18 protein-coding genes are annotated in these 21,329 nt (G+C 71.9%); 13 read left to right on the top strand and 5 right to left on the bottom strand.

Features of this window, described 5'->3' with window-relative positions:
* The first annotated feature begins 509 nt into the window (after window positions 1-509).
* Both ADK86_RS21520 and ADK86_RS21515 read left to right on the top strand, forming a co-directional pair.
* Window positions 510-1,178 carry an alpha-ketoglutarate-dependent dioxygenase AlkB family protein gene (locus ADK86_RS21520; RefSeq protein ID WP_053698049.1) on the top strand — a complete coding sequence of 223 codons (669 nt, stop codon included), beginning with the start codon at window positions 510-512 and terminating at the stop codon, window positions 1,176-1,178.
* 142 nt (window positions 1,179-1,320) lie between these two features.
* Window positions 1,321-1,587, top strand: coding sequence for a DUF2277 domain-containing protein (locus tag ADK86_RS21515; protein ID WP_053698041.1), 267 nt, complete (start codon window positions 1,321-1,323; stop codon window positions 1,585-1,587).
* 55 nt (window positions 1,588-1,642) lie between these two features.
* Here the strand turns inward: ADK86_RS21515 and ADK86_RS21510 are convergent, their stop codons facing one another.
* The 3 genes from ADK86_RS21510 to ADK86_RS21500 form a co-directional block, all read right to left on the bottom strand.
* A complete protein-coding gene (locus ADK86_RS21510) occupies window positions 1,643-2,629 on the bottom strand; it encodes an endonuclease/exonuclease/phosphatase family protein (protein WP_078952163.1) in 987 nt (328 codons plus the stop codon).
* 188 nt (window positions 2,630-2,817) lie between these two features.
* Window positions 2,818-3,435 (bottom strand): flavin reductase family protein, encoded by a 618-nt coding sequence (locus ADK86_RS21505; protein WP_030594745.1) that lies wholly within the window; start codon window positions 3,433-3,435, stop codon window positions 2,818-2,820.
* Between the two features lie 111 nt (window positions 3,436-3,546).
* Window positions 3,547-4,074, bottom strand: coding sequence for an RICIN domain-containing protein (locus ADK86_RS21500; RefSeq protein WP_159393907.1), 528 nt, complete (start codon window positions 4,072-4,074; stop codon window positions 3,547-3,549).
* Window positions 4,075-4,475: 401 nt separating this feature from the next.
* Between ADK86_RS21500 and ADK86_RS21495 the strand changes: the two genes are divergently transcribed.
* Window positions 4,476-5,624, top strand: coding sequence for a right-handed parallel beta-helix repeat-containing protein (locus ADK86_RS21495; protein WP_053698039.1), 1,149 nt, complete (start codon window positions 4,476-4,478; stop codon window positions 5,622-5,624).
* Window positions 5,625-5,677: 53 nt separating this feature from the next.
* On the opposite strand, the gene ADK86_RS21490 is transcribed toward ADK86_RS21495, so the two are convergent.
* On the bottom strand, window positions 5,678-6,547 hold the full coding sequence (locus tag ADK86_RS21490) for an alpha/beta fold hydrolase (RefSeq protein ID WP_053698038.1): 870 nt from the start codon (window positions 6,545-6,547) through the stop codon (window positions 5,678-5,680).
* A 112-nt stretch (window positions 6,548-6,659) separates the two neighbouring features.
* Between ADK86_RS21490 and ADK86_RS21485 the strand changes: the two genes are divergently transcribed.
* The 3 genes from ADK86_RS21485 (at window position 6,660) to ADK86_RS21475 (ending at window position 10,317) form a co-directional block, all read left to right on the top strand.
* The gene (locus tag ADK86_RS21485) at window positions 6,660-7,589 is read left to right on the top strand and encodes a LysR family transcriptional regulator (RefSeq protein WP_053698037.1); all 930 of its coding nucleotides are present in this window, start codon (window positions 6,660-6,662) and stop codon (window positions 7,587-7,589) included.
* A 247-nt stretch (window positions 7,590-7,836) separates the two neighbouring features.
* The gene (locus ADK86_RS21480; protein WP_053698036.1) at window positions 7,837-8,358 is read left to right on the top strand and encodes a DUF4232 domain-containing protein; all 522 of its coding nucleotides are present in this window, start codon (window positions 7,837-7,839) and stop codon (window positions 8,356-8,358) included.
* Window positions 8,359-8,712: 354 nt separating this feature from the next.
* On the top strand, window positions 8,713-10,317 hold the full coding sequence (locus tag ADK86_RS21475) for a M4 family metallopeptidase (protein ID WP_199834448.1): 1,605 nt from the start codon (window positions 8,713-8,715) through the stop codon (window positions 10,315-10,317).
* 128 nt (window positions 10,318-10,445) lie between these two features.
* Here the strand turns inward: ADK86_RS21475 and ADK86_RS21470 are convergent, their stop codons facing one another.
* A complete protein-coding gene (locus ADK86_RS21470) occupies window positions 10,446-10,904 on the bottom strand; it encodes a nuclear transport factor 2 family protein (RefSeq protein WP_053698034.1) in 459 nt (152 codons plus the stop codon).
* Window positions 10,905-11,003: 99 nt separating this feature from the next.
* Between ADK86_RS21470 and ADK86_RS21465 the strand changes: the two genes are divergently transcribed.
* From ADK86_RS21465 to ADK86_RS21435, 7 genes are all read left to right on the top strand, one after another.
* Window positions 11,004-11,588 carry a TetR/AcrR family transcriptional regulator gene (locus ADK86_RS21465; RefSeq protein WP_053698033.1) on the top strand — a complete coding sequence of 195 codons (585 nt, stop codon included), beginning with the start codon at window positions 11,004-11,006 and terminating at the stop codon, window positions 11,586-11,588.
* A 312-nt stretch (window positions 11,589-11,900) separates the two neighbouring features.
* Window positions 11,901-12,644 carry an FG-GAP repeat protein gene (locus tag ADK86_RS21460; protein WP_234345958.1) on the top strand — a complete coding sequence of 248 codons (744 nt, stop codon included), beginning with the start codon at window positions 11,901-11,903 and terminating at the stop codon, window positions 12,642-12,644.
* Window positions 12,641-14,038, top strand: coding sequence for a sensor histidine kinase (locus ADK86_RS21455; protein ID WP_053698032.1), 1,398 nt, complete (start codon window positions 12,641-12,643; stop codon window positions 14,036-14,038). Before ADK86_RS21460 ends, ADK86_RS21455 begins: the two co-directional genes overlap by 4 nt.
* Window positions 14,039-14,305: 267 nt before the next feature.
* Window positions 14,306-15,976, top strand: a complete 1,671-nt coding sequence (locus tag ADK86_RS21450; protein WP_078952162.1) for an ArnT family glycosyltransferase — start codon at window positions 14,306-14,308, stop codon at window positions 15,974-15,976.
* A 126-nt stretch (window positions 15,977-16,102) separates the two neighbouring features.
* Window positions 16,103-16,768, top strand: a complete 666-nt coding sequence (locus ADK86_RS21445) for a GntR family transcriptional regulator (protein WP_053698030.1) — start codon at window positions 16,103-16,105, stop codon at window positions 16,766-16,768.
* A 154-nt stretch (window positions 16,769-16,922) separates the two neighbouring features.
* Entirely contained in the window at window positions 16,923-19,304 is a 2,382-nt protein-coding gene (locus tag ADK86_RS21440) for a collagenase (RefSeq protein WP_078952161.1), read from the top strand.
* 325 nt (window positions 19,305-19,629) lie between these two features.
* Window positions 19,630-21,273: an APC family permease gene (locus ADK86_RS21435; protein WP_078952160.1), complete on the top strand. Its 1,644-nt coding sequence runs from the start codon at window positions 19,630-19,632 to the stop codon at window positions 21,271-21,273.
* The last annotated feature ends 56 nt before the right edge of the window (window positions 21,274-21,329 follow it).

Genomic DNA, 21,329 nt, shown 5'->3' with positions numbered 1-21,329 from the left:
GGGCGGGCCGACGTGGGCCGTCGGAGGGCCGTGAGGTGGCGCGCGGGCGGGGACGGAGGGTGTGGGGCTGGACACATATGGAGATTTCCGTGCACCGGGCACGTACCGGTCGGAGCAGGTCAGCCCCGTGTGTACGGTGCACGGGGCCGGGCCGGGCGGTCGTGCGGACGCCGAGGAGCCTGCGGCGGGGGGGCGTTGTCAGTGCCCGCCCCTAGCATGGATGGCATGCCCCCAACTCCTCCCCCTTCCACGGGTGCGCCTCCTGCCGCCGCCGTCGCGAACGAGGCGATCCGGCAGTTCGTGCGCGCTCGCCGTGGCCGGTCGTGGACGGCAGAGGACCGCGCGGAGTACGCGCGGTTGCTGGAGATATGGACGAGAGCCGTGGACCGGACGGCGGCCGGGGTCGGCCGAGCGGAAGCGGCGGTGGAGGAAAACGGACGGGAAGGGAGCGGCAGGACCGTACGTGGTGCGCCCCGCGCGTACCGGCCGGGAGTGAGATCGTCGTGAACATGCCGTTGCCCGGCCTCGGGGTTCCGGGGTCCGTACGGTCCCGGCCCACGCCCGGCGCCGTGCACATACCCGGCTGGCTGTCCCCGGAGCGGCAGCGGGAGCTGGTGACCGCCTGCCGCGGCTGGGCGCGGGGGCCGGTGCCGATCCGGCACACCCGGCTGCCGCGCGGCGGTGTCATGTCCGTACAGACGGTGTGCCTCGGCTGGCACTGGCAGCCGTACGCGTACAAGCGGACCGCCGACGACGTCAACGGCGCCCGGGTCGCCGAGTTCCCGGACTGGCTGGTCCAGCTGGGGCGGGCGGCGCTGGCCGATGCGTACGAGGACGCGACGGCGGGCGAGGGCTACACACCCGACACCGCTCTGATCAATTTCTACGACGGTCAGGCCAGGATGGGCATGCACCAGGACAAGGACGAACGCTCCAGCGCCCCGGTCGTGTCGCTCAGCATCGGCGACACCTGCGTCTTCCGCTTCGGCAACACCGAGTCCCGCAACCGGCCCTACACCGACATCGAGCTGGCCTCCGGCGACCTGTTCGTCTTCGGCGGGCCGTCGCGCTTCGCGTACCACGGGGTGACCAAGGTCCTGCCGGGGACCGGTGACCCCGCGACGGGGCTGACGAGTGGCCGCCTCAACATCACGCTGCGGGTCACCGGGCTGGAGTAGGCGCCCGGCTCCACGCGGCTGTCCCGGGCCCCGGCCGGTCCGCCCGGTTCCGGACGTACGTACATCCGCTGCCCGACCGCCCCCTGCCCCGCTCCCCCTCCGTTCCCGCCCCCGCCCCGCCCTCGCGAGGCACACTGGACCTATGTGCCGCAGTATCAAGACGCTCCGCCCCCCGGCCACACCCGAGGTGACCGAGGACGACATCCGGGCGGCTGCTCTCCAGTACGTCCGCAAGATCTCCGGGTTCCGTGCGCCGGCCGCGCACAACCGGGAGGTGTTCGAGCAGGCCGTGGACGCGGTGGCGACCGCGACGCACGACCTGCTGGCCGGGCTCCAGGTACGCGGCAGGAGCGGCGCCGCGGCCGCCGGCGGCGGGAACGGGAGCGCGCGCAGCGCTCAGACCGGCTGATACGGGCGGTTCCGTCGCCCGCTCCCACCCGGCCGGGCCCTGACGAGACGCCGCCTCACTTCTTGGATGCCTCGGGCAACTCCAGCACCGCCCGTACCGGCAGGTGATCGCTGGGGAACTGCCCGTCCTCGGAGAAGGTGTCGATCACGGCGCGGTGGGTGCGGACCGACGGCGAGGTGAGGATCCAGTCGATCCGTTCGCCGTCCCGTACCAGCGGCCGGTAGCCGTGGTACGTGGCGTACAGGGTGCTGCGCGACTCGGCGGTGTCCCAGCTGTCCACGAGGCCGCCGCGGGCGAGCATCGTGTCGTAGACGGGGTTGTGGTGGGCGGGGACGTTGAAGTCGCCGGTGACGATGCGCGGCAGCGCCGGGTCGAGTGGGCGCAGCCGGTCGGTGATCAGGGTGGCGGAGCGCTCGCGCGAGTACTGGTTCAGGTGGTCCAGGTGGGTGTTCAGGGCGTAGAACTCGCCGCCGGTCCGCAGGTCACGGAAGCGTACCCAGGTCGCCATCCGGATGACGGTGTTGCCCCACGTCGCCGAACCGATCAGGTACGGGGTGTCGGACAGCCAGAAGTGGTCGTACTCGACCGGTGCCAGTCGGTGGATGTCGTAGAAGATGGCGGCGAACTCGTCGCGGCTGCCGCCGCCGCGGCCGGTGCCGAGCCAGGCGTAGTCCTCGCCGAGGTCCTCCGCGATGTCCTGGAGCTGGTGGTAGAGCCCCTCCTGCGTACCGAGCAGGTGCGGCGCCGCCCGGTGCAGCAAGTCGCGCATGACCGGGCGGCGTTCGGGCCACGAGTTGGGCCGCTCGTTCGACGCGTACCGGAGGTTGAACGTCATGGTGCGCAGCCGCCGGTCGCCCCGGGCGGCGTGCGCGGTGCCGCCGCCGTACGCCAGGGCGGGCGTGCCGACGGCCGTCGCCGCGACCACGCGCAGCGCGGTGCGGCGGCTGAACGGGCTCACGGAGGCGCGGGCGGCGCCCGTGGCCGGTGGCACATCCGGGGGGAGGTCCGGTGCCGCGGCGGAGCAGCCCGTCGATCTCGTCATCGCATCTCCAGGGGCCGGTGGCCCGCTACGTCTGCGGGCCGGGTCACCGCAGAGTCTCGGAGACGAGGGTGATGCGGAAGTGGACGGCAGTGAGAGGGGTACGAAACGCGCTGCTTCGCCGCCGGTGCCGGGGGTACGGGCGCGGGCCGCGCGTCCCGTACCCTGACCGGCTCTTTCGGCGCGCCCCCTCAGGCCCCCGCGCCCGGCCCCCGCCAGTCCGCGTGCCGGATACGGGAGATCTCCCGTACGTCGCCGATCGTCCCCCACTCGTCCTTGCCCAGGCGGGACAGCGGCTTCAGCTTGTCGATCTCCGGGTGGCCGTCGGTCATGACCTCCTGCGACACGACCGCGTGCACCACCCGGCCGAAGACGACGGTGGAGTCGCCGAACCGCACCGTGCTGTGCAGTTCGCATTCGAACGCCACCGGCGAGGCCGCGACCCGCGGCGGCTTGACCCGCAGGCTCGGCTCGGCGGCCACGCCCACCTCGTCGAACTCGCTGACGCCGCGCGGGAAGTCGGTCGCGGTCTCGTTGATCTGCTCGGCGAGCTGTTCCGGCGCGAAGTTGACCACGAACTGCCCGGTCTCCTCGACGTTACGGAGGGAGTCCTTCCGGCCGACGGCCGAGAACTGGAGGATGGGCGGCGCGACGCAGGCGATGTTGAAGAACGAGTGCGGAGCGAGATTGGCCACGCCCTCGGCGGAGATGGTGGACACCCAGGCGATGGGCCGCGGCACCACGGACGCGGTGAGCAGCCGGTAGAAGCCCTGGCGGTCGAACTGTTCCGGATCGAAGTCGATACGCATGAAGATCAGTATCCATCCGTGCCGGGGGGCCGGTTCCGGCGGTACGGCACGGAGCGGCCCGGCACCCACCGGGCGCCGGGCCGCTCCTTCCCTCACTATGGGCCTTACTGGTCAGTCCTTGTCATAAAGCATCCACGACTGGTCGGCTCCGTCATCGACCTTCTGCGGCTTCAGCGGGATCGCGTCCCCCGCTTCGGCCTGGAGGCGAAGGTCGCGGGCCTTTTCGGGAATGATGCTGGTCTTGTCCAGCGCCGTATTGACGATCCAGCGCTGATTCACCTGGCCGTCGACGCACTTTTCCAAAGTAACCTGGACGTTCTCCCCGTTGAAGGTCAGGCACTTCCCGCCATAACCCACCGGCGAGGGCGGAACGACCGGCTTGATGGTGTAAACACCCACCCCCGCTTCGGTCTTTCCGACGCGGGTCCCCTTCCAGACCTGGTATACGTAGTCCGCGGTCCGCGTCACCACTCCGGTACCGTAATAGGCATCGATATTGGTGTTGTGCGCATCGTTCTGGACGGAATGCGTCCACGTCTGGGCGGCCGGGTCAGCGGGCGCCGCGAACGCCTGGGTGGCGCCACCCGCACCGAGGAGGGCGGCCGCCAGCATGGCGCTGGAGGCCAGGGCGGTGGTCATCTTCATTGAAATCCTCACCTGTTCATCCTTTCAATGGTCGGCTTGTCCTGCCGCGAAAAAGATATGCCCGGACCCCGGGGCGATTCCCGTCCCCGGCCGCATCTTCATTCATGAGGATTATTTATACGCTTCTCCCGGTCCGGGGATTTCCGCCGGTGTAGCATGCGCCGCCGCCACCGGACCACGGGCCTTCTTGTTGCTGCTGTTACAGGGGTTCCGTACCGCATTTCGAAACGCCGCCCGCAAACTCCATTTCTCACAATGCGACGGCGGAATTCCCGGTTCTGTGACGGTCGGCGGCAACCTTCCCGTGAGCGGCGGTCACCAAGAAGAGAGCGGCCCCGCGGGCGCGTGCCCGGAGTGCCGCTCGCCGTCTGTCCCCCACGAAAGGATCAGCTGCCGTGAGCAGTACCGGTCGCCACCGCAAAACCCGTACCGTGACCATCGCCGCCGCCGTCGCCGTGGCCGCCGGTGCGGGAGGGGCCTGGCTGGGGCTCGCCCCGGGCACGGCCGGCGCGGCCTCGCAGACCGTCGTCGTGTCGACCGACGCGGCCCTCCAGGACGCCGTCGCACACGCCAAGGCCGGCACCGTCATTCAGGTGCGCGGCGGTACGTACTACCCGGCCAAGAGCCTCAAGAGCGCCGCCGACGGCACGCCGTCGGCCCGTATCACCCTGACCGCGTACGGCAACGAGAAGGTGCGGATCGACGGGTCGAAGCTGCCCGCGGGTTCCTGGCTGGCCGGGATTTCCGGTGACTACTGGACCGTCCAGAACCTCACCTTCCAGAAGTCCCCCGCCCATGGATTCGTGGCCACTTCCTCCACCGGTGGCGTCTTCAGGAATCTGGTCACCGCCGACAACGGGAATTCCGGTTTCACGCTGCGCGGCGAGGGCACCAACGACAATCTCGTGCAGAACCTGGACAGTCACGGCAACTTCGACCCGGCCACGCACGGCCAGAACGCCGACGGCATCGCCGTGAAGTTCGGTTCGGGCAAGGGCAACCGGATCACCGGTGCACGGCTGTTCAACAACGCGGACGACGGGCTGGACCTGTGGAAGTTCGCGGGTCCGGTCACCATCGAGCACACCTGGGCGTACGGCAACGGCAAGAACCGCTGGAACGACCCGGCGTTCGAGGGCAATGGGAACGGCTTCAAGCTGGGCGGCGGCGGTACGGTCGCCGCGCACGTGGTGAACAACAACGCGGCCTGGGACAACACGCTGCACGGCTTCACCGAGAACAGCAATCCCGGCGCGACCGTGCTGACGCGCAACACGGCCTACGCCAACAAGAAGGAGGGCTTCTACTTCGCCACCGGCAAGGCCCGCCTGTCGAAGAACCTGGCCGTCGCCAACGGTGGCCGGCCGGCGAAGGTGGGCTCCGCCGCCGCGTCGTCCGGGAACACCTGGGACCACGGGGTGGCGACGCCCCCGTTCCGGTCGACGGACGCCCGTACCGCGTACGGCCCGCGCCGCGCGGACGGCTCGCTCCCGGCGACCACCTTCCTGACCACCGGCGCGCCCATCGGGTCGACCATGAACTGACCGGCGGACGGCGGGCGCGCCCTGACCACGGGCGCGCCCGCGCTCCCGACGAGCTACCGGCCCTCCGCGGGCCGCACGCTCCCGGCCAGCGCCGCCGCCAGCTCGCGCGGCCGGGCGGCGAACGGGGTGTGGCTGCCGGGCAGGGTGCGCACGGTGAAGGGATTGCCGGGCACGGCGCGGTCTGCCTCGGTGATCATCAGATCCTGGGTGGCGGGCGGCAGGGCCCGGTCGTCGGCGCAGCGCAGGAACACCCGGGGTATCCGGCCCCACCGCCCGGCGGTCAGCTCCACCGGGGATTCGATGATCGCCAGGGGCAGGTCGGGGCTCAGCGCCAGGCGCCAGCGGTCGAACCGGTCCGCGGGAGTGTCCTGGTAGTGGGTCTGCCGCAGCTCCTCGATGTACTCGGGGTCGGGGGACAGCGGGTTGATACGGACGGCGCCCAGCGCGTCCGGGTCGCCGACCGGCAGTCCCCGGCCGAGCGCGGCGGCGTTCTCGGGCGCCGCCGCGTAGTCGGAGCTGCGCGGGCGGCCGGCGGGCACGAAGGCGGTGAGGTAGACGATCCGGTCCACCAGTTCGGGAGCGCGCTCGGCCGCCAGCGACGCGGGTCCGCCGCCCGCGCTGTGCGCGACGAGCACGACCGTACGGAAGCGGCGCACGCTGCGCAGCGCGGCCAGGACGGAGTCGGCGCACTCCTCCATGGTCAAGGTGGCGAGCTGCGACTTCTCGGTGGTCAGGGCGGGTTGACCGGGGAGGGCGTAGCCCGTGGGTACGGGCGCGTCGAAGCCGTGGCCCGGGAGGTCGACGGCGACGCTCGCGGCGCCGAGTGCGGCGAGCGCGCGCTGGGTGGCTCCCCATTGCCACGAGCTGTGCCAGGCGCCGTGGACGAAGACGAAGACCGTGGTTTCGAGATCGGTGTCGGACATGGCCCCAGCACACCTCGCGTGCGGGTCTCTCATCTATGTTGAGATCTGGGAAGCGGGCCGACGATACTTCTCAGGTATCACCGTGGCATCGCCCGTACGGAAGGAGCCGGCCGTGGAAGCGCGGCACCTGCGGTACGCCCTTGCCCTCGCCGACCACCAGCACTTCGGCCGGGCGGCCGAGGCGCTCGGCATCGCGCAGCCCCCGCTGTCCAAGCAGATCGCCGACCTGGAACGGGAAGTGGGCGCGCGGCTGTTCGACCGTACGCGGCAGGGTGTCTTCCCGACGGCCGCGGGTACGGCGTTCCTCGACCGGGCCCGGCGGGCCCTGGCGGAGATGGCGTCGGCCGTGACCGACGCGCAGCGCGCCGCCCGCGGCGAGACGGGCAGGCTGCGGCTGGGCTTCATCGCCTCGGCCCTGCTCGATCCGCTCCCCGGGGTGCTCGGCCGGTTCGGCCGGGAACGCCCCGAAGTGCGGCTGGAGCTGCACGAGATGGCGACCAGCCGGAGCACCGCCGCCTTGGTCGCCGGTGAGCTGGACGTGGCGGTCGGGCTGGGGCGGCCACGCGGCCGGGGGGCGGAGAACCTGACGTCCGTGACCATCGGGCGCGATCATCTGACCGCCGTCGTCGGTACGGCGCACCCCTATGCGGGCCGTCCTTCGGTGAGCGTGGCGCAGCTGCGGCAACAGCACCTGATCGTGGCGTCCTGCGACGACGAACCGGCCATCGGCATCGCGTTGAGCGCCTTGCTGGGCGAGGACTCGGCGGCCTGTCACAGTGCCACGGTCGCCCGGGACGTGCACACGATCATCAGCCTTGCCGTGTCCGGCGTGGGGGTCGGACTGGGGCCCTCGCGGATGACGGCGGTCCCGCGCAAGGGCGCCTGGTTCTGCCGGGTGACCCCACCGGCCCGGCTGCCCGACCTGGTCCTGTCGTTCGCCACGCGGGACAGCTCCCCCGTGCTGGCCGCGTTCCTCGACACCGTCCGCGCGAGCTGCCCGGAGGTCGGTGCCGCGCTCGACGGCCGGCTGGGGCCGGAGTGAGTCCCGCCCGGATCACAGCGCCCGGACGTTAGCGGCCCGTTAGCCGATCGACAGCGGCGCCGCCCAGAGTGGACGGCACGCAAGAAGGAAGCACGGGGTGCACGTTTCCGTCCACTGCCGCACGGATGCGACCGGATGCGGCCAAAGCCGCGACCGAGTACGTATCGAGTCGGGTCCATGGGGCAGGCGGGTGGGTGCATCACTGATCGTTCTCCCCGGGCCCCGGGGAGAGAGGAGTTGATCGACCATGCGTGGTCTGCGTACCGCTGCCGCCGTTGCCGCCGCCGTCGCGCTCGCCGCCGGAGCGGGTACGGGTGTCGCCTCCGCCGCCGCACCGGCGGGTGCCGGGGAGTGCCAGCCGGGGACGCTGAAGGCGACCACCACCGACGCGGGCGGCAGCCAGCACGGGATGAACCACGCGGGCACGTACCTGCGGGTGCAGAACACCGGCAAGGTCACCTGCGCGATATCCGGCTACCCGGGCCTGGCGCTGGAGGGTGCCGGGCACACGGCGCTGAAGACCACGGTGCGGCACGGTGACACGTACTTCGCCAAGGACCCGGGCGTGCACCGGGTCACGCTGAAGCCGGGCCGGAGCGCCTACGCCGATCTGGTGTGGACGCACACCGGCGCGAACACCGCGCACGCCAAGAGCCTCCAGATCTCCCCGACGGGCAGCAACGCGCACAGCGTTGTCCCGTTCGATCAGGAGGTGGACAACGGCACGCTGTCCGTGACCGCCTGGTCCGCGAAGCTGCCCACGTCCTGACGTAGTCCGGCCGTACGGGTACGGAGGCCCGGCATCCCCGCGCGGATGCCGGGCCTCCGGCATGCCGCCCCTCCCGTCCCTTCCGTACCGCCCGACACTCGGTCCCCGGACCGCCGGCGCGCGTTCACCGTGCTGTTCACAATCGGTCGCTCACCGGCCGCAAATCGATGACAAACAACCGCATTTCGTCAAACCCCATGTGAAATCCTTGTTGAAGACCTGACAAGACCGGTCAGGTGATGGCACTCTCCTCTCGATTCACTCCTGCACCACCGGGCGGCCCGACAGGGCGCGCCCTCCCCCTCATTCGGGCCGCAACCGTACGGCCCGCGCTAGGAGACTGAGTTGAGACGCATGACCTCCACCCCCCGCAAGCACTCCCTCCGTGCCGCCGCCCTGGTCGCCTCCGCCGCCATGGTCGCGGTCGCCTTCCAGACCGGTTCGGCGACCGCCCAGCCCGACGCCGCGACCGGCGCCCTCGCGCTCTCCGGCCAGCAGCGCGTCGCCGCGATCAAGAGCGCCCAGGCGGACGCCGCCGGTACCGCGCAGAAGATCGGGCTCGGCAGCCAGGAGAAGCTGATCGCCCGCGACGTCATCAAGGACGCGGACGGCACGGTGCACACGCGCTACGAGCGCACCTACGAGGGCCTGCCGGTCCTCGGCGGGGACCTGGTCGTACACGAGAAGAAGAACGGCACCCGCACGGTCGACAAGGCGACGCAGGCCGAGATAGCCGTGCCCACCACGGACGCCGCGCAGCCGGCGGCCGCCGCCGAGAAGAGCGCGCTGTCCGCCTCCGCCGCCGAGAAGAACACCAAGGCCGAGGCCAAGAACGCGCCGCGCAAGGTGATCTGGGCCGCCTCCGGCAAGCCGGTCCTCGCGTACGAGACCGTGGTCACCGGCGTCCAGAAGGACGGCACGCCCAGCGAGCTGCACGTCGTCACCGACGCGAAGACCGGCAAGAAGCTCTTCCAGGACGAGACGATCGAGACCGGTACAGGCACCAGCTCCTACAGCGGCACCGTCCCGCTCACCACGACCAAGAGCGGCAGCACCTACAACCTCACCGACGGCGCCCGCGGCGGCCACAAGACGTACGACCTCAAGCAGGGCACGTCCGGCACCGGCACGCTCTTCACCGACGCCGACGACAAGTGGGGCGGCGGCCGCCAGACCGCGGCCGTCGACGCGCACTACGGCGCGGCGGTGACCTGGGACTACTACAAGAACGTGCACGGCCGCAGCGGCATCCGCAACGACGGCAAGGCCGCCTACTCCCGCGTCCACTACGGCAACAGCTACGTCAACGCGTTCTGGCAGGACTCCTGCTTCTGCATGACGTACGGCGACGGCCAGAACAACAGCAACCCGCTGACCGCGCTGGACGTGGCCGCCCACGAGATGAGCCACGGTGTCACCGCCGCCACCGCCAAGCTCAACTACAGCGGTGAGTCGGGCGGTCTGAACGAGGCGACGTCCGACATCTTCGGCACGGCGGCCGAGTTCTACGCCAACAACGCGGTCGACAAGGGCGACTACCTCATCGGCGAGAAGATCGACATCAACGGTGACGGCACCCCGCTGCGCTACATGGACAAGCCCTCCAAGGACGGCGCGTCCAAGGACTACTGGTCCTCGTCGCTGGGCGGCGTCGACGTGCACTACTCCTCGGGCCCGGCCAACCACTGGTTCTACCTGGTGTCCGAGGGCAGCGGCACGAAGACCATCAACGGCGTGACCTACAACAGCCCGACCTACGACAACTCGAAGGTCACCGGCATCGGCCGCGCCAAGGCCGAGAAGATCTGGTACCGCGCGCTGACCACGTACTTCACCTCCACCACGAAGTACGCGGGCGCCCGCACCGGCACGCTGAAGGCCGCCGCCGACCTGTACGGCGCCAACAGCACCGAGTACAAGACGGTCGCGGCCGCCTGGACCGGGATCAACGTGAAGTAGGCGTCACCCGACGCAGCCTCCGGCGCGCCCTGTCGTCGTCAACGGCCGCGCCGTACCACCGCACGGCTCCGCCCCGCCGGGATGTCCCGGCGGGGCGGGGTGCGTCACGGCCCCGGGCCGTGCTCAGCTCACCGCACCGGGACGAGGGCCCCGCGCTCCGCGTCCGGCCGCGGACCGAAGATGCGCCGCTCCGCCGCGTCGATCCGTACGTCGTCGATACTGGCCTCCCGCCGCCGCATCAGCCCTTCGCCGGTGAACTCCCACAGTTCGTTGCCGTAGCTGCGCCACCACTGGCCGTCCGCGTCGCGGCACTCGTACTGGAACCGCACCGCGATCCGGTCGTCCTGGTAGGCCCACAGTTCCTTGCGCAGCGCGTAGTCGAGTTCGCGCGCCCACTTCTCGCGGAGGAAGGCCGTGATCTCGGCGCGCCCGGTGAGGAAGGTGCCGCGGTTGCGCCAGACCGAGTCCTCGGTGTAGGCGAGCGCGACGTGTTCGGGGTCGCGGGTGTTCCAGGCGTCCTCGGCGGCCTGGACCTTCTTCAGCGCGGTCTCCCGGTCGAACGGCGGGAGCGGGGGACGTGGTGCCATGACGGCCTCCTTGCAGGGGGAACCACACGGAGAACGGCCGTTCTCCGCGCTGTCCGCTACTCTAGAGAACGGTCGTTCTCAGGGAAAGCGGGAGGCTTGGTGCAACAGGAAGAAGCCCGGGTACGGCTGCTGGACGCCGCCGAGGAGCTGTTCTACGCACGGGGCATCCAGGCCGTCGGCATGGACGAGATCCGCGGCGCCTCGGGCGTGTCGCTGAAGCGGCTGTACCAGTCCTTCCCGTCCAAGCACGAGCTGGTGGAGGCGTACCTGCGCCACCGCGACGAGCGCTGGCGCACCGCCCTCGCCGGGTACGTCGACGCACACGCCGCCACGCCGCAGGACGCGCCGGCCGCCGTCTTCGACTGGCTGCACACCTGGTTCACCGGACCCGGCTTCCGCGGCTGCGCCTTCATCAACGCGTACGGGGAACTGGGCGCCGTGTCGGAGGGCGTGGCCCGCGCCGCGCGCGACCACAAGGACGCCGTGCACGCGTACCTCGTGGACCTCGTAAGGAAACTGCCCGTCAGCGCCCCGGAAGCACTGGCCGGCCAGTTGGCGCTGCTGCTCGACGGCGCGATCACCACGGCCACGATCAGCGGCGATCCGGACACGGCGCTGCGCGCCCGTGAGGCGGCGGTCGCGCTGGTGGCGATGGCTGGTCCGGGCGGGGCGGGAAGCGGCTGAGGGCCTCGTGAAACACACCGGGCAATGCGCCGGTGAACGCTCGCGGAATACCGATCCGCCACCCGCGCATCCGGAATCGCCCGGCTATTCCTCGCGTGTGCGGGCCCCCGGAGAATTCCCGAACAGATGCGCCCGGAGGCCGGGGCGGACCGCCGCGCGACGAACGGCTCCGGCCGGAAGAGTAACGGCACCGTTCAACGCTTTATGGGTGGTCGTTACACAACCGCCGGATTGCCGCAACAGAAAAGAGCCAACATCATGTTCGCGTGGGCCCGACGCCCGCGCTCCTGCAAGCCACCGACTGGAAACACTGTGCCTTTTCCCCGCCCACGGCCGCCGCTCACCGGACAGGTACGGGCCTGGCTGCCGGCCGTCGCCGGGGCGACGGCGGTCTCCTTGGTGAGCGGCTGCACCGGGACCGGGGAAGCGCGCAGCGCCGGGCCGGCACCGGGCGTCTCGGCCCCCGCGCAGCTGTGGGACGAGCCCCCGCTGCCGCCCCGGGACACGGACGGCAAGGAGAGCACGGACACCAGACCCGCGCCGCTGCACGGGGTGCCCGAGGTGCCGTCGGGGGACATCCACCGGGTGTCATGGCTGGACATCGTCAAGGCGCAGACCGCCGCGGGCGGTGACGGTCACAGCGGGCCGCAGTTCAACCCGGGCACCCTGCGGGAGATCCGACGCTGCACCGCCGACCGGCGGCAGCGGCCGAAGTGCCCCGTACGGGCTCCCCGCTACCGGGACCTCAACGGTGACGGGAAGGACGAGCTGATCGTCGGCATAGCGGAGGGTACGGACGACCAGGTGGCCATCTGGGTCTTCACGGTCCGCGACAGAAAGGTCACCCGCATCATGGACGCCGCCGCCCGGCCGCTGTCGGTCGAGGTGACCGGCCAGGAGGTGATTCTGCGCGAGCCCAGCGGCTCGGCCGGGTACGAGATGCGCACGGTCTACTCCTGGGACGAGCGCGCGCAGGCCATGGAGCTGCGGGCGATGGAGTTCGACCCGGTGCGGTCCGGCCGCACCGCGCCCGCGCGCCCGAAGGCCGCGCGATGAGCGCCCGTACGGCCCGGGACCGCGCGCGCCGGCGGCTGCGCCTGCCGTCCTGGACGGCGACGCTGCGCTGGAAGGCCGCCCTGTTCATCATGGTCATGTGCTGTTTCCTGGCCTCGGTGCTCGGCATTCTCGTCCACGTCCTGGTCAGCCGGCAGACCGAGCACCAGGCCAGGGACGCGGCGCTGGTACGGCTGGACTCGGTCGTCGCGTCGTACGTGGCCGGGGAGCCGCTCGGCCGTGACGCGCGCCTGGACCCGCCGGAGCTGCCGCCCGCCCTGCGGGACATGGCGCGGCGGGGCGAGCGCGGCACCCAGCTCGGGCAGCTGCGGGACGGCCGCCCGGTCATGTGGGCGGTGACACCGGCCGACGGGAAGGCGCTGGCCGTCGGCCAGGACTACAGCCAGCGGGCGACCGTCATCAGCGGCCTGGACCAGGCCATCATCGGGTCGGCGGCCGTCGCGATCACCCTGACCCTCATCGTCGGCCTGTACGCCACCCGGAGCGTCACCCGGCGCCTGCACCGCACCGCGCAGGTGGCCCGCCGCATCAGCACCGGTGACCTCGACGCCCGGGTGGACGATCCCCGCGCGCAGCGGCCCGAGTACGCCCGGGACGAGACAGCCGCCGTGGCCGCCGCGCTCGACGCGATGGCCGCGAGCCTGCAGAGCAAGCTGCACAGCGAGCAGCGGTTCACCGCCGATGTGGCCCATGAGCTGCGCACCCCGCTGACCGGGCTGCACGCGGCCGCCGAGCTGCTGCCGCCGGGGCGGCCCACCGAGATGGTCCAGGAGCGCGTGCAGGCCATGCGCCGGCTGACCGAGGACCTGCTGGAGATCTCCCGGCTGGACGCGGAGGTGGAGCGAGCCGACCTCGACGTGCACCGGCTCGGGCCGCTGGCCGAGCGCGCCGTACGGGGCACCGGGCAGGAGGCCGAGGTGCGGGTGGTGCGGGACTGCGAGGTGGAGACCGACCAGCGCAGGCTGGAGCGGGTGCTGGGCAACCTCGTCGTCAACGCGCACAAGCACGGCCGTCCGCCGGTGGTCCTGACCGTGGACGGGCCGGTCGTCACGGTCCGCGACCACGGCGACGGCTATCCCGACGAGCTGCTCGCCGAGGGCCCGCAGCGCTTCCGCAGCCGTCCGAAGAACGGCAGGAAGGACGGCGGGCACGGGCTCGGGCTGACGATCGCCGTGGGGCAGGCGCGGGTCCTCGGTACGACCCTGCGCTTCTCGAACGCCCCGGACGGCGGTGCCGTCGCCGAACTCACCGTCCATCCGCCGCGTACGGACCGGCGCGCCGCGGACGGCGGTCCGGCGGCGGAGGACAGGGACGGCGGCCGGGCGGCGGAGGACGGTGGCGACGGGGCCGCGTCCCGCGACGCCGGGGCCCCGTAACGGCTCCCACGCCCCCGTAACGACCCGCCGGCACACCGCCCTCGTACGCGCCGTACGTCGTATTCCGTACAGCCCGCACACCGCCGGATGACCGCCCGCCGCCCGGACATTGTCCGGAGCGCCGCGACGTCCGCTCCGCTGAGCTGCGCGGTCATCTCCCGGACAATTCCCGGTCAATCGCCTCCCTTGCCCGTCCCGCCACAGGGGGCCACCATCGGCGCGGACGTCCCGCCCCGCCCGCACCCGTGACCGGGAGGCCCCGTTGCCATGTCCGCATCCCCCGTGCCTTCGGCCCCGTCCCCGCCGTCCGCCTCCGCCACCGCGACGCGCGCGTCCCGGCGCGCAGCGACGCGCCAACGCTCGCGCCGCCGCTGGGAGTTGTGGCGCTCCCCGGACGGACAGCCCCCGTGGGCGCGCCCCGCCCTGCTCGTGATCGCCGCGCTGGCCGGACTGCTGTACGCGTGGAACATCACCAGCAGCGGCCTGGCCCCGTTCTACTCGACCGCCGCCCGCAGCATGGCCGAGAGCTGGAAGGCGTTCCTCTTCACCGCCTTCGACCCCGCCGCCACCGTCACCCTCGACAAGATCGGCGGCTTTCTGTGGCCGCAGGCCCTCTCCGCCCGTCTCTTCGGCTTCCACGACTGGGCCCTGACCCTGCCGCAGTGCGTCGAGGGCGTCGTCTCCGTGCTGGTCATGTACCGCGTCGTACGCCGCTGGCAGGGCGCCGCTGCCGGTCTCCTGGCGGCCGGCCTCTTCACCCTCACCCCCGTGGCGGCCTCCATGTTCGGCCACGCGATCCCCGACGCGTCCCTGATCATGTGCCTGGTGCTGGCGGTGGACCAGTACCAGCGGGCGGTGCGAGGCGGGCGCCTCGGAGCGCTGCTGCTCGCCGGGGTCTGGGTGGGCCTGGGCTTCCAGGCCAAGATGATGCAGGCGTGGCTGATCGTGCCCGCGCTCGCCGTGGGCTACCTGCTCGCGGCGCCGGTCACGCTCCGCAGGCGGCTCGGCCATCTGCTGACCGCCGGGGTGGTCATGGGCGCGGTGTCGCTGTCCTGGGTGCTGCTGATGACGTTCACGCCCAAGGACGTCCGCCCGCAGGTGGGCGGCTCCTCGGGCGACAGTGCCTTCTCCATGGTCTTCGACTACAACGGATTCGGCCGGTTCGGGCAGTCGGGCAACAGCGCCACCTTCAGCACGGACGGGACCGCGAAGTCCGGTGGCGGCGGCGCCGCGCGGAGCGCCGGACGCGGCGGCATCACGGCTTCGGACCCGGAGAACAACCCGCCGCACAAGCTGGTCGGCGAGCGGCTGGTGCGGCAGATCGGCTGGCTCTACCCACTGGCCCTGCTCGGCCTCGCCTTCGGCCTGTTCCGCAGCCGCGGGCGTCCCCGTACGGACCGGACGCGCGCCGGTTACGTGATGTGGGGCACCTGGCTGCTGACCACGGCGGCGGTGCTGTGCGTCGTCCCCGTACCGCACACGGCGTACGTGGCGGGTCTGGCGCCCGCGCTCGCGGCCCTGAGCGCGGCCGGGGCCGTCGCCATGTGGCGCGCGCACCGTGCGGACCGCGGCAGCCGCGCCGTCCGCCTCGCCCTCCCCGTGACCGTCGCGGCGCAGGCGGCCTGGGCCGGGTATCTCGCGGCCGGGCAGGCGGACTTCGCGCCGTGGCTGACGCCGCTCGTCGCGACGGCCGGGCTGCTCGGGGTCGCGGCGCTCGGGGTCGCGGTATTCGTCCCCCGGCTCCGTACGCGCCGCCGTCCGCTCGGCGCCCTCGCCCTCGCCGCCGCCTGCCTCGCCACGCTCGCCGCCCCGGCGACCTGGTCGCTGTCCGTACTGGACAAGCGGTACGGCGGGTCGTCGTTCGACGCGCACGCGGGGCCGTTCGGCTCCGAGCCCCGGGGCAGTTTCGAACTGAAGATTCGGCCGACATCGCACTGACCGCCCCCCGCCGGCCACGGAGCCAACTCCCGCGCACATCCCCTGACCCGGCCTCGCCTTGTACGCTGGGCCCCAGTTCACGCCGGGTACGCAGACGCCCGTCGAGGGGCCCAGCCAGGGGGCGATGTGCAGCACCTCGGACCGATCACCGGCCAGGAACGGCTGCGCGACCGGGCCGCCCACGCCCTGCGCGCCGCCCTGATCGCCGGTGAACTCCGCCCCGGCACCGTGTACTCCGCCCCCGCGCTCGCCGCCGGGTTCGGGATCTCGGCGACACCCGTACGGGAAGCGATGCTCGACCTCGCGCGCGAGGGCCTGGTCGAGCCGGTGCGCAACAAGGGCTTCCGGGTGACCGAGGTGAGCGAACGCGACCTGGACCAGTTCGCGGAGATACGGGCCCTGATCGAAGTGCCGACCGTGGGGCGGGTGGCCCGCACGGCCTCCCGCGAGCAGCTGGCCGCGCTCCGCCCGCTCGCCGAGGCGATCGTCGCCGCCGCGCGGGCCCATGACCTCATCGGCTACCTGGAGGCCGACCGCCGCTTCCACCTGGACCTGCTCGCCCTCTCCGGCAACGCGCGGCTCGTCGAGACCGTCGGCGACCTGCGCAAACGCTCCCGCCTTTACGGTCTGACCGGTCTCGACGAGCGGGGCGAGCTGCTGCCTTCGGCGCAGGAACACCTGGAACTGCTGGATCTGGCGCTGGCGGGTGACGCCGCGGGGGCACAGGCGTGCATGGCGCGGCATCTCGGGCACGTGAGGTCGCTGTGGGCGCGTACGGCGCCGGGACGGTGAACGGGGCCTCGCACGCATCCGGCGCACGGCCCTGAGCAGCCCGCGCATCGAAACCCGTATCCGACGGGTTGTCAGTGCAATGTCACATTACTAGGTTACGGGGGCGCGCCGCGGCCCGTCGGGCAGTCAACTGCCCACCTCCGCGCGGTAGTTGATGCCGCACGGCTCCGCATCTGCCCCCACACCCTCTACCCAGGAGCAGCCGGTGTTTCCGTTACACACTGTGCGCAAGGGTCTGCTGAGTGCCGTTCTTTCGGCGGGCCTCCTCCTTCCCGCGGCGCAGGCCGCCCACGGCGCGGCGCCCGGCCGGCCGACGGCCGTCGCGCCGACGGTCGACCCCACCCACGACGCCACGGACCGGCGGCACGACACCGACCGGGCCGACCGGCTGGCCGACGCACCGCGGCCAACGGCACGCGACCTACCGCCCGGCAACGGCCGCGTGCCCCGCGGCCACACCCCCGGCGACCTGTCGGGAAGCGCCCCCGACGGACCCCGTACGGGCACCGCGCCCGCCTGCACCCTCGACGCCCTCACCCGCCTCGGCCCGGAAGCCCTGGCGGACTTCCTCACCGATCCGGCCGTCACCGCCGAGGGCTGCCTGCGCGGGCTGATCTGGACCTGGGACGCACGGCTCGCCCCGGTGATGTCACGGCCGCACGTCCAGGCCGTCGCCCACCGGATCAGCGCGCTCGCGCCGAACCACGACGGCACCGACGCCACCCACCTGTACGAGCTGTTCACCTACCTGCACGCGGTCGTCTACCACGACTTCTCGCGCGACGAGATCGACGTCACGGACGCCCCGACGGTCGAGGCGATGCGGGCGGCCGTGGCCGCGTACGGGACCGCGTCCCGCACCTTCGAGCCCACCCGGCACAACGCCGAGACACTGCGCGAAGCCCTCACCACCGCGAGCGCGCCGGGCCTGCGGCAGCACCAACTCCCGCTGGTGAGACGGGTGCTGGCCACCATGGGCCCCGGCAAGCCGACCGCCACGGACCCGATGTGGGGCGGTGCCGCCCTCGCCGCGCTCACCGTCAACTACCTCGGCGTGTACCCGGGCAACAACGACACGGCCTTCCGGGCCGCGGTGACCGCCGACGCGGCATACCGCGCCGACTTCCGCGCCTTCTCAGGCCACACCCACCTGAAAGGCACGGCCAACGCCTGGGCGGTGCGCGACGCGCTGGGCGAGTACGGCCGCTTCGGTCAGATCGACGCCCTCAAGCCCGCCGTCGTGAGCGATCTTGGCAGCCTGCTCACCGTCGCGGAGTCCAACTTCGGCCGCCGCAGCGCCCCGTGGGCCAGTGTGGCGGGCTGGCTGAACTTCTTCGGCGACTGTGAGCGGCACGGCGTCTGCCGGGCGCAGCTCGAACGCGAGATCTTCCCGTCCACGTACACCTACGACCGGGGCGCCCTGGAGGTGCGCACCGCGCTCGACCGGACCACCGTCGACCAGCTCTACTACGCGAGCAAGCAGGTCAAGGCGCAGTTCTTCCGGGTGCTCGGCACGGACACGCCGCTGGCCGGCGACACCAACACCACGCTGCACGTCCATCTGTACGCCTCGCGCGCCGAGTACGAGATCATGCACCCGCTGCTGACCGGCATGGGCACGAACAACGGCGGCGTCTACATCGAGAACGGCGCCACCTTCTACACCTACCAGCGCCGCGTCCCCCAGGACTCCTCGCTCACCCTCGAAGAGCTGTTCCGGCACGAGTACACCCACTACCTCAACGGCCGCTGGGCCGTGCCGGGCAGCTTCGGCGAGGGGCCCTGGTACACCGGTGACCTGACCACCGCGATGGACGAGGGCACCGCCGAGTTCTTCGCCGGGGGCACCCGCGACGACGGGGTGAAGGTGCGCAAATCCCTGGTCAAGGGCGTGATCGCGGACACCGCGAACGGCGGTCCCCGGATGAGCGTCGACCGGCTGCTGCACTCCACGTACGCCGGTGACGGCTTCCGCTTCTACAACTACGCCGGAACGTTCTTCGAGTTCCTGTGGCAGCAGCGCCCGTCACTGCTCCGGGAGATGTACGGCTACCAGCGCGCCGACGACCCGAAGGGCTTCGACGCGTGGCGGACCCGGCTGGGCGCGGACGGCGGGCTGCAACGCGCGTACGACGCCTTCCTCGACGCCCACATCCCGCAGGCCGACGACCTGTACGTACCGGACACCACCTTCACGCCCAACGGGTCGCTGCGGTTCGCCGAGGCGTCCGAGGTCCAGGCGGCCTTCGCCAAGGCCACGTACAACACCCCGGCCTGTACGGGCACCGGGGAGCCCGCCGGGCGGTCCCGCTTCACCTGCACCGGCCGGATCACCGCCAACCTCTCCGACGCCCGCGACCCGGACCGGGTCTTCGCCGACATGTCGGAGACCGTCGACTACTTCCTGCTGGACCGGGCCGGTGCCGCGGCCAACAACCTGGCCGACATGAACTGCTCCTTCGGGGCCGTGGACATCTGGTCCGACGGCCGGGCCGGGAGCGCGTCCTACACCTGCGAGGGCCCGCTGCGCAGCTGACAGGACCGGGTGGTGCGGCGGGGCGCGGTGTGTCGGTGCCCGCGCCCCGCCGTACGACGCCGTACGCCGTCGCGGCACGGCCGGCCGACCGGCCGCCGCAGATTTCATACAGCCGTCATCTTCTTCCTCTCCGGCGGGCGGGCCGCCCTGTGACCGCCCGGCATCTCCTGCCTTCGCGCCACATATCGGGCGCCCATGCCCTCGGCAAATCGGACACCCGTCCCCCCGGCCGCGCGTGGTGACGTGCGCTTTTCCCGCCATGGAACGGCAGAATCCGCATGCGGACGGTCATGAGCCGTCGGTAACGGAGCAGGGAGGAAGTGCGGTGTCGGAACGTCAGGTGACGGGTGAGGTCGACGGGGCCGGTGCGCCAGCGGTGCTGGCGCAGGAGCGCCGGTTGCGCCGCGACCTGGGGTTCTGGGGGCTCACCGCGATCGGGTTCTCCAACATCGTGGGGTCCGGCTGGCTGTTCGCCGCCCTGTACGCGGCGCAGACGGCGGGCCCCGCCTCGCTGCTGTCCTGGATCGGCGCGGGGCTGCTGTGCGCGCTGGTCGCCCTGGTCATGGTGGAGCTGGGCGCATCACGGCCCGAGGGCGGCGGCACGGTCCGCTGGCCGCTGTTCGCCAACGGGCGGCTGGTCGGCACGCTGGTGGGCTGGTCGGTGCTGCTCTCGGTGGGCGGCACCGCGGCCGAGATCAGCGCGATCATGCAGTACGCCGCGCACTATGTGCCGGGCCTCTACAGCGGCCACACCCTGACCCTGGCCGGGGTCGGTGTCGCCGCCGCGCTCAGCGTGGTCCTGACAGCGCTGAACTGGTACGCGGTGCGGATGTTCGCGCGGCTGAACAACCTGGTCACGGTGTTCAAGATCGCGGTCCCGGTAATCACCGTGATCGCGCTCATCGCCTCCGGCTGGCACGAAGGGCGCCTGACCGATCACGGGGGCTTCGCGCCGTACGGGTACGCCGCCTGCCTGACCGCGCTGGCCGGCGGCGGCATCGTCTACTCGGTCAACGGGTTCCAGGCGCCGCTGGACTTCTCGGGCGAGGCCCGCAACCCCCGCAAGACGATTCCCGCGGCCGTCCTGACCGGCATTGCCCTGGCGGTGGCCATGTATCTGGCCCTCCAGGTGGCGTTCCTCTTCACCGTCCCCGAGCACCTGCTCGGCGGCGGCTGGAAGGGCGTGTCCTTCGAGTCCCCCTTCGGGCAGCTGGCGCTGATCCTCAACCTGCACTGGCTGTCCAGCCTGCTGTACGCGGACGCGGTGATCTCCCCCGGCGGCTCCGCGTACGTGGGCGTGGCGATCAACGCCCGGCACACCTACGCGCTCGCGAAGAACCGCACCCTGCCCCGCTTCTTCATGACGGTCAACGAGCGGTTCGGCGTGCCGCGCCGGGCGCTGGTGCTCAACCTCGCGGTGATCGTGATCTTCCTGCTGCCGTTCGGGGGCTGGCAGGACATCGTCAGTGTGATGGGCAACATGTACCTGCTGATCTACGGGGCGTCCGCGGTCGCCGCGGCGGTCTTCCTCGCCGACCCCGGGAGCAGAACGTCGGGCTGGGTGCCGGGCCTGCGCTGGATCGCGCCGGTGAGCTTCGTGGTGGCCAGCGAATTCGTGTACTGGTCGGGGTGGCACAACCTGCGGCTGGCGCTGCCGCTGGTCCTCGCCGGGCTGCTGATCTTCCTGGCGATGCGGCGCTCCGGGGACGGCGCGGCGGACGCCGTGGGCGACCGGGACGGCGCCGGGCGGCGGCTGCCCCTGCTCGCCGAACTGCGCACCGGTGCCTGGCTGGTGGCGTATCTGGCGGTGCTGCCCCTGCTGTCCTGGCTGGGCAGCTTCGAGGGTTCCGGCCTGCTGCCCGCTCCGTACGACTCGCTGGTCGTGGCGGCCTTCGCGCTCGCGGTCTTCTTCTGGGCCGTACGGTCCGGCGTCCGGCACCTGGCGGAGTCCCGGACCGCCGCCGTGTGAGGGCCCGTACCGGCCGCCCGCCGCGGCCGGTGCGCCCGGCCGGTTCCGCGTACGAG

This window comes from Streptomyces sp. NRRL F-5755 (assembly GCF_001279365.1).
Lineage (GTDB): Bacteria > Actinomycetota > Actinomycetes > Streptomycetales > Streptomycetaceae > Streptomyces > Streptomyces rimosus.
This window is presented reverse-complemented; position numbering and strand designations above follow the sequence as displayed.

Coding starts and splice junctions, on each gene's coding strand:
- ADK86_RS21475 (WP_199834448.1), top strand. CDS start 8,713: ATGACCTCCACCCCCCGCAAGCACTCCCTCCGTGCCGCCGCCCTGGTC.
- ADK86_RS21500 (WP_159393907.1), bottom strand. CDS start 4,074: ATGACCACCGCCCTGGCCTCCAGCGCCATGCTGGCGGCCGCCCTCCTC.
- ADK86_RS21515 (WP_053698041.1), top strand. CDS start 1,321: ATGTGCCGCAGTATCAAGACGCTCCGCCCCCCGGCCACACCCGAGGTG.
- ADK86_RS21450 (WP_078952162.1), top strand. CDS start 14,306: ATGTCCGCATCCCCCGTGCCTTCGGCCCCGTCCCCGCCGTCCGCCTCC.
- ADK86_RS21520 (WP_053698049.1), top strand. CDS start 510: ATGCCGTTGCCCGGCCTCGGGGTTCCGGGGTCCGTACGGTCCCGGCCC.
- ADK86_RS21505 (WP_030594745.1), bottom strand. CDS start 3,435: ATGCGTATCGACTTCGATCCGGAACAGTTCGACCGCCAGGGCTTCTAC.
- ADK86_RS21480 (WP_053698036.1), top strand. CDS start 7,837: ATGCGTGGTCTGCGTACCGCTGCCGCCGTTGCCGCCGCCGTCGCGCTC.
- ADK86_RS21455 (WP_053698032.1), top strand. CDS start 12,641: ATGAGCGCCCGTACGGCCCGGGACCGCGCGCGCCGGCGGCTGCGCCTG.
- ADK86_RS21470 (WP_053698034.1), bottom strand. CDS start 10,904: ATGGCACCACGTCCCCCGCTCCCGCCGTTCGACCGGGAGACCGCGCTG.
- ADK86_RS21490 (WP_053698038.1), bottom strand. CDS start 6,547: ATGTCCGACACCGATCTCGAAACCACGGTCTTCGTCTTCGTCCACGGC.
- ADK86_RS21510 (WP_078952163.1), bottom strand. CDS start 2,629: ATGACGAGATCGACGGGCTGCTCCGCCGCGGCACCGGACCTCCCCCCG.
- ADK86_RS21440 (WP_078952161.1), top strand. CDS start 16,923: ATGCCGCACGGCTCCGCATCTGCCCCCACACCCTCTACCCAGGAGCAG.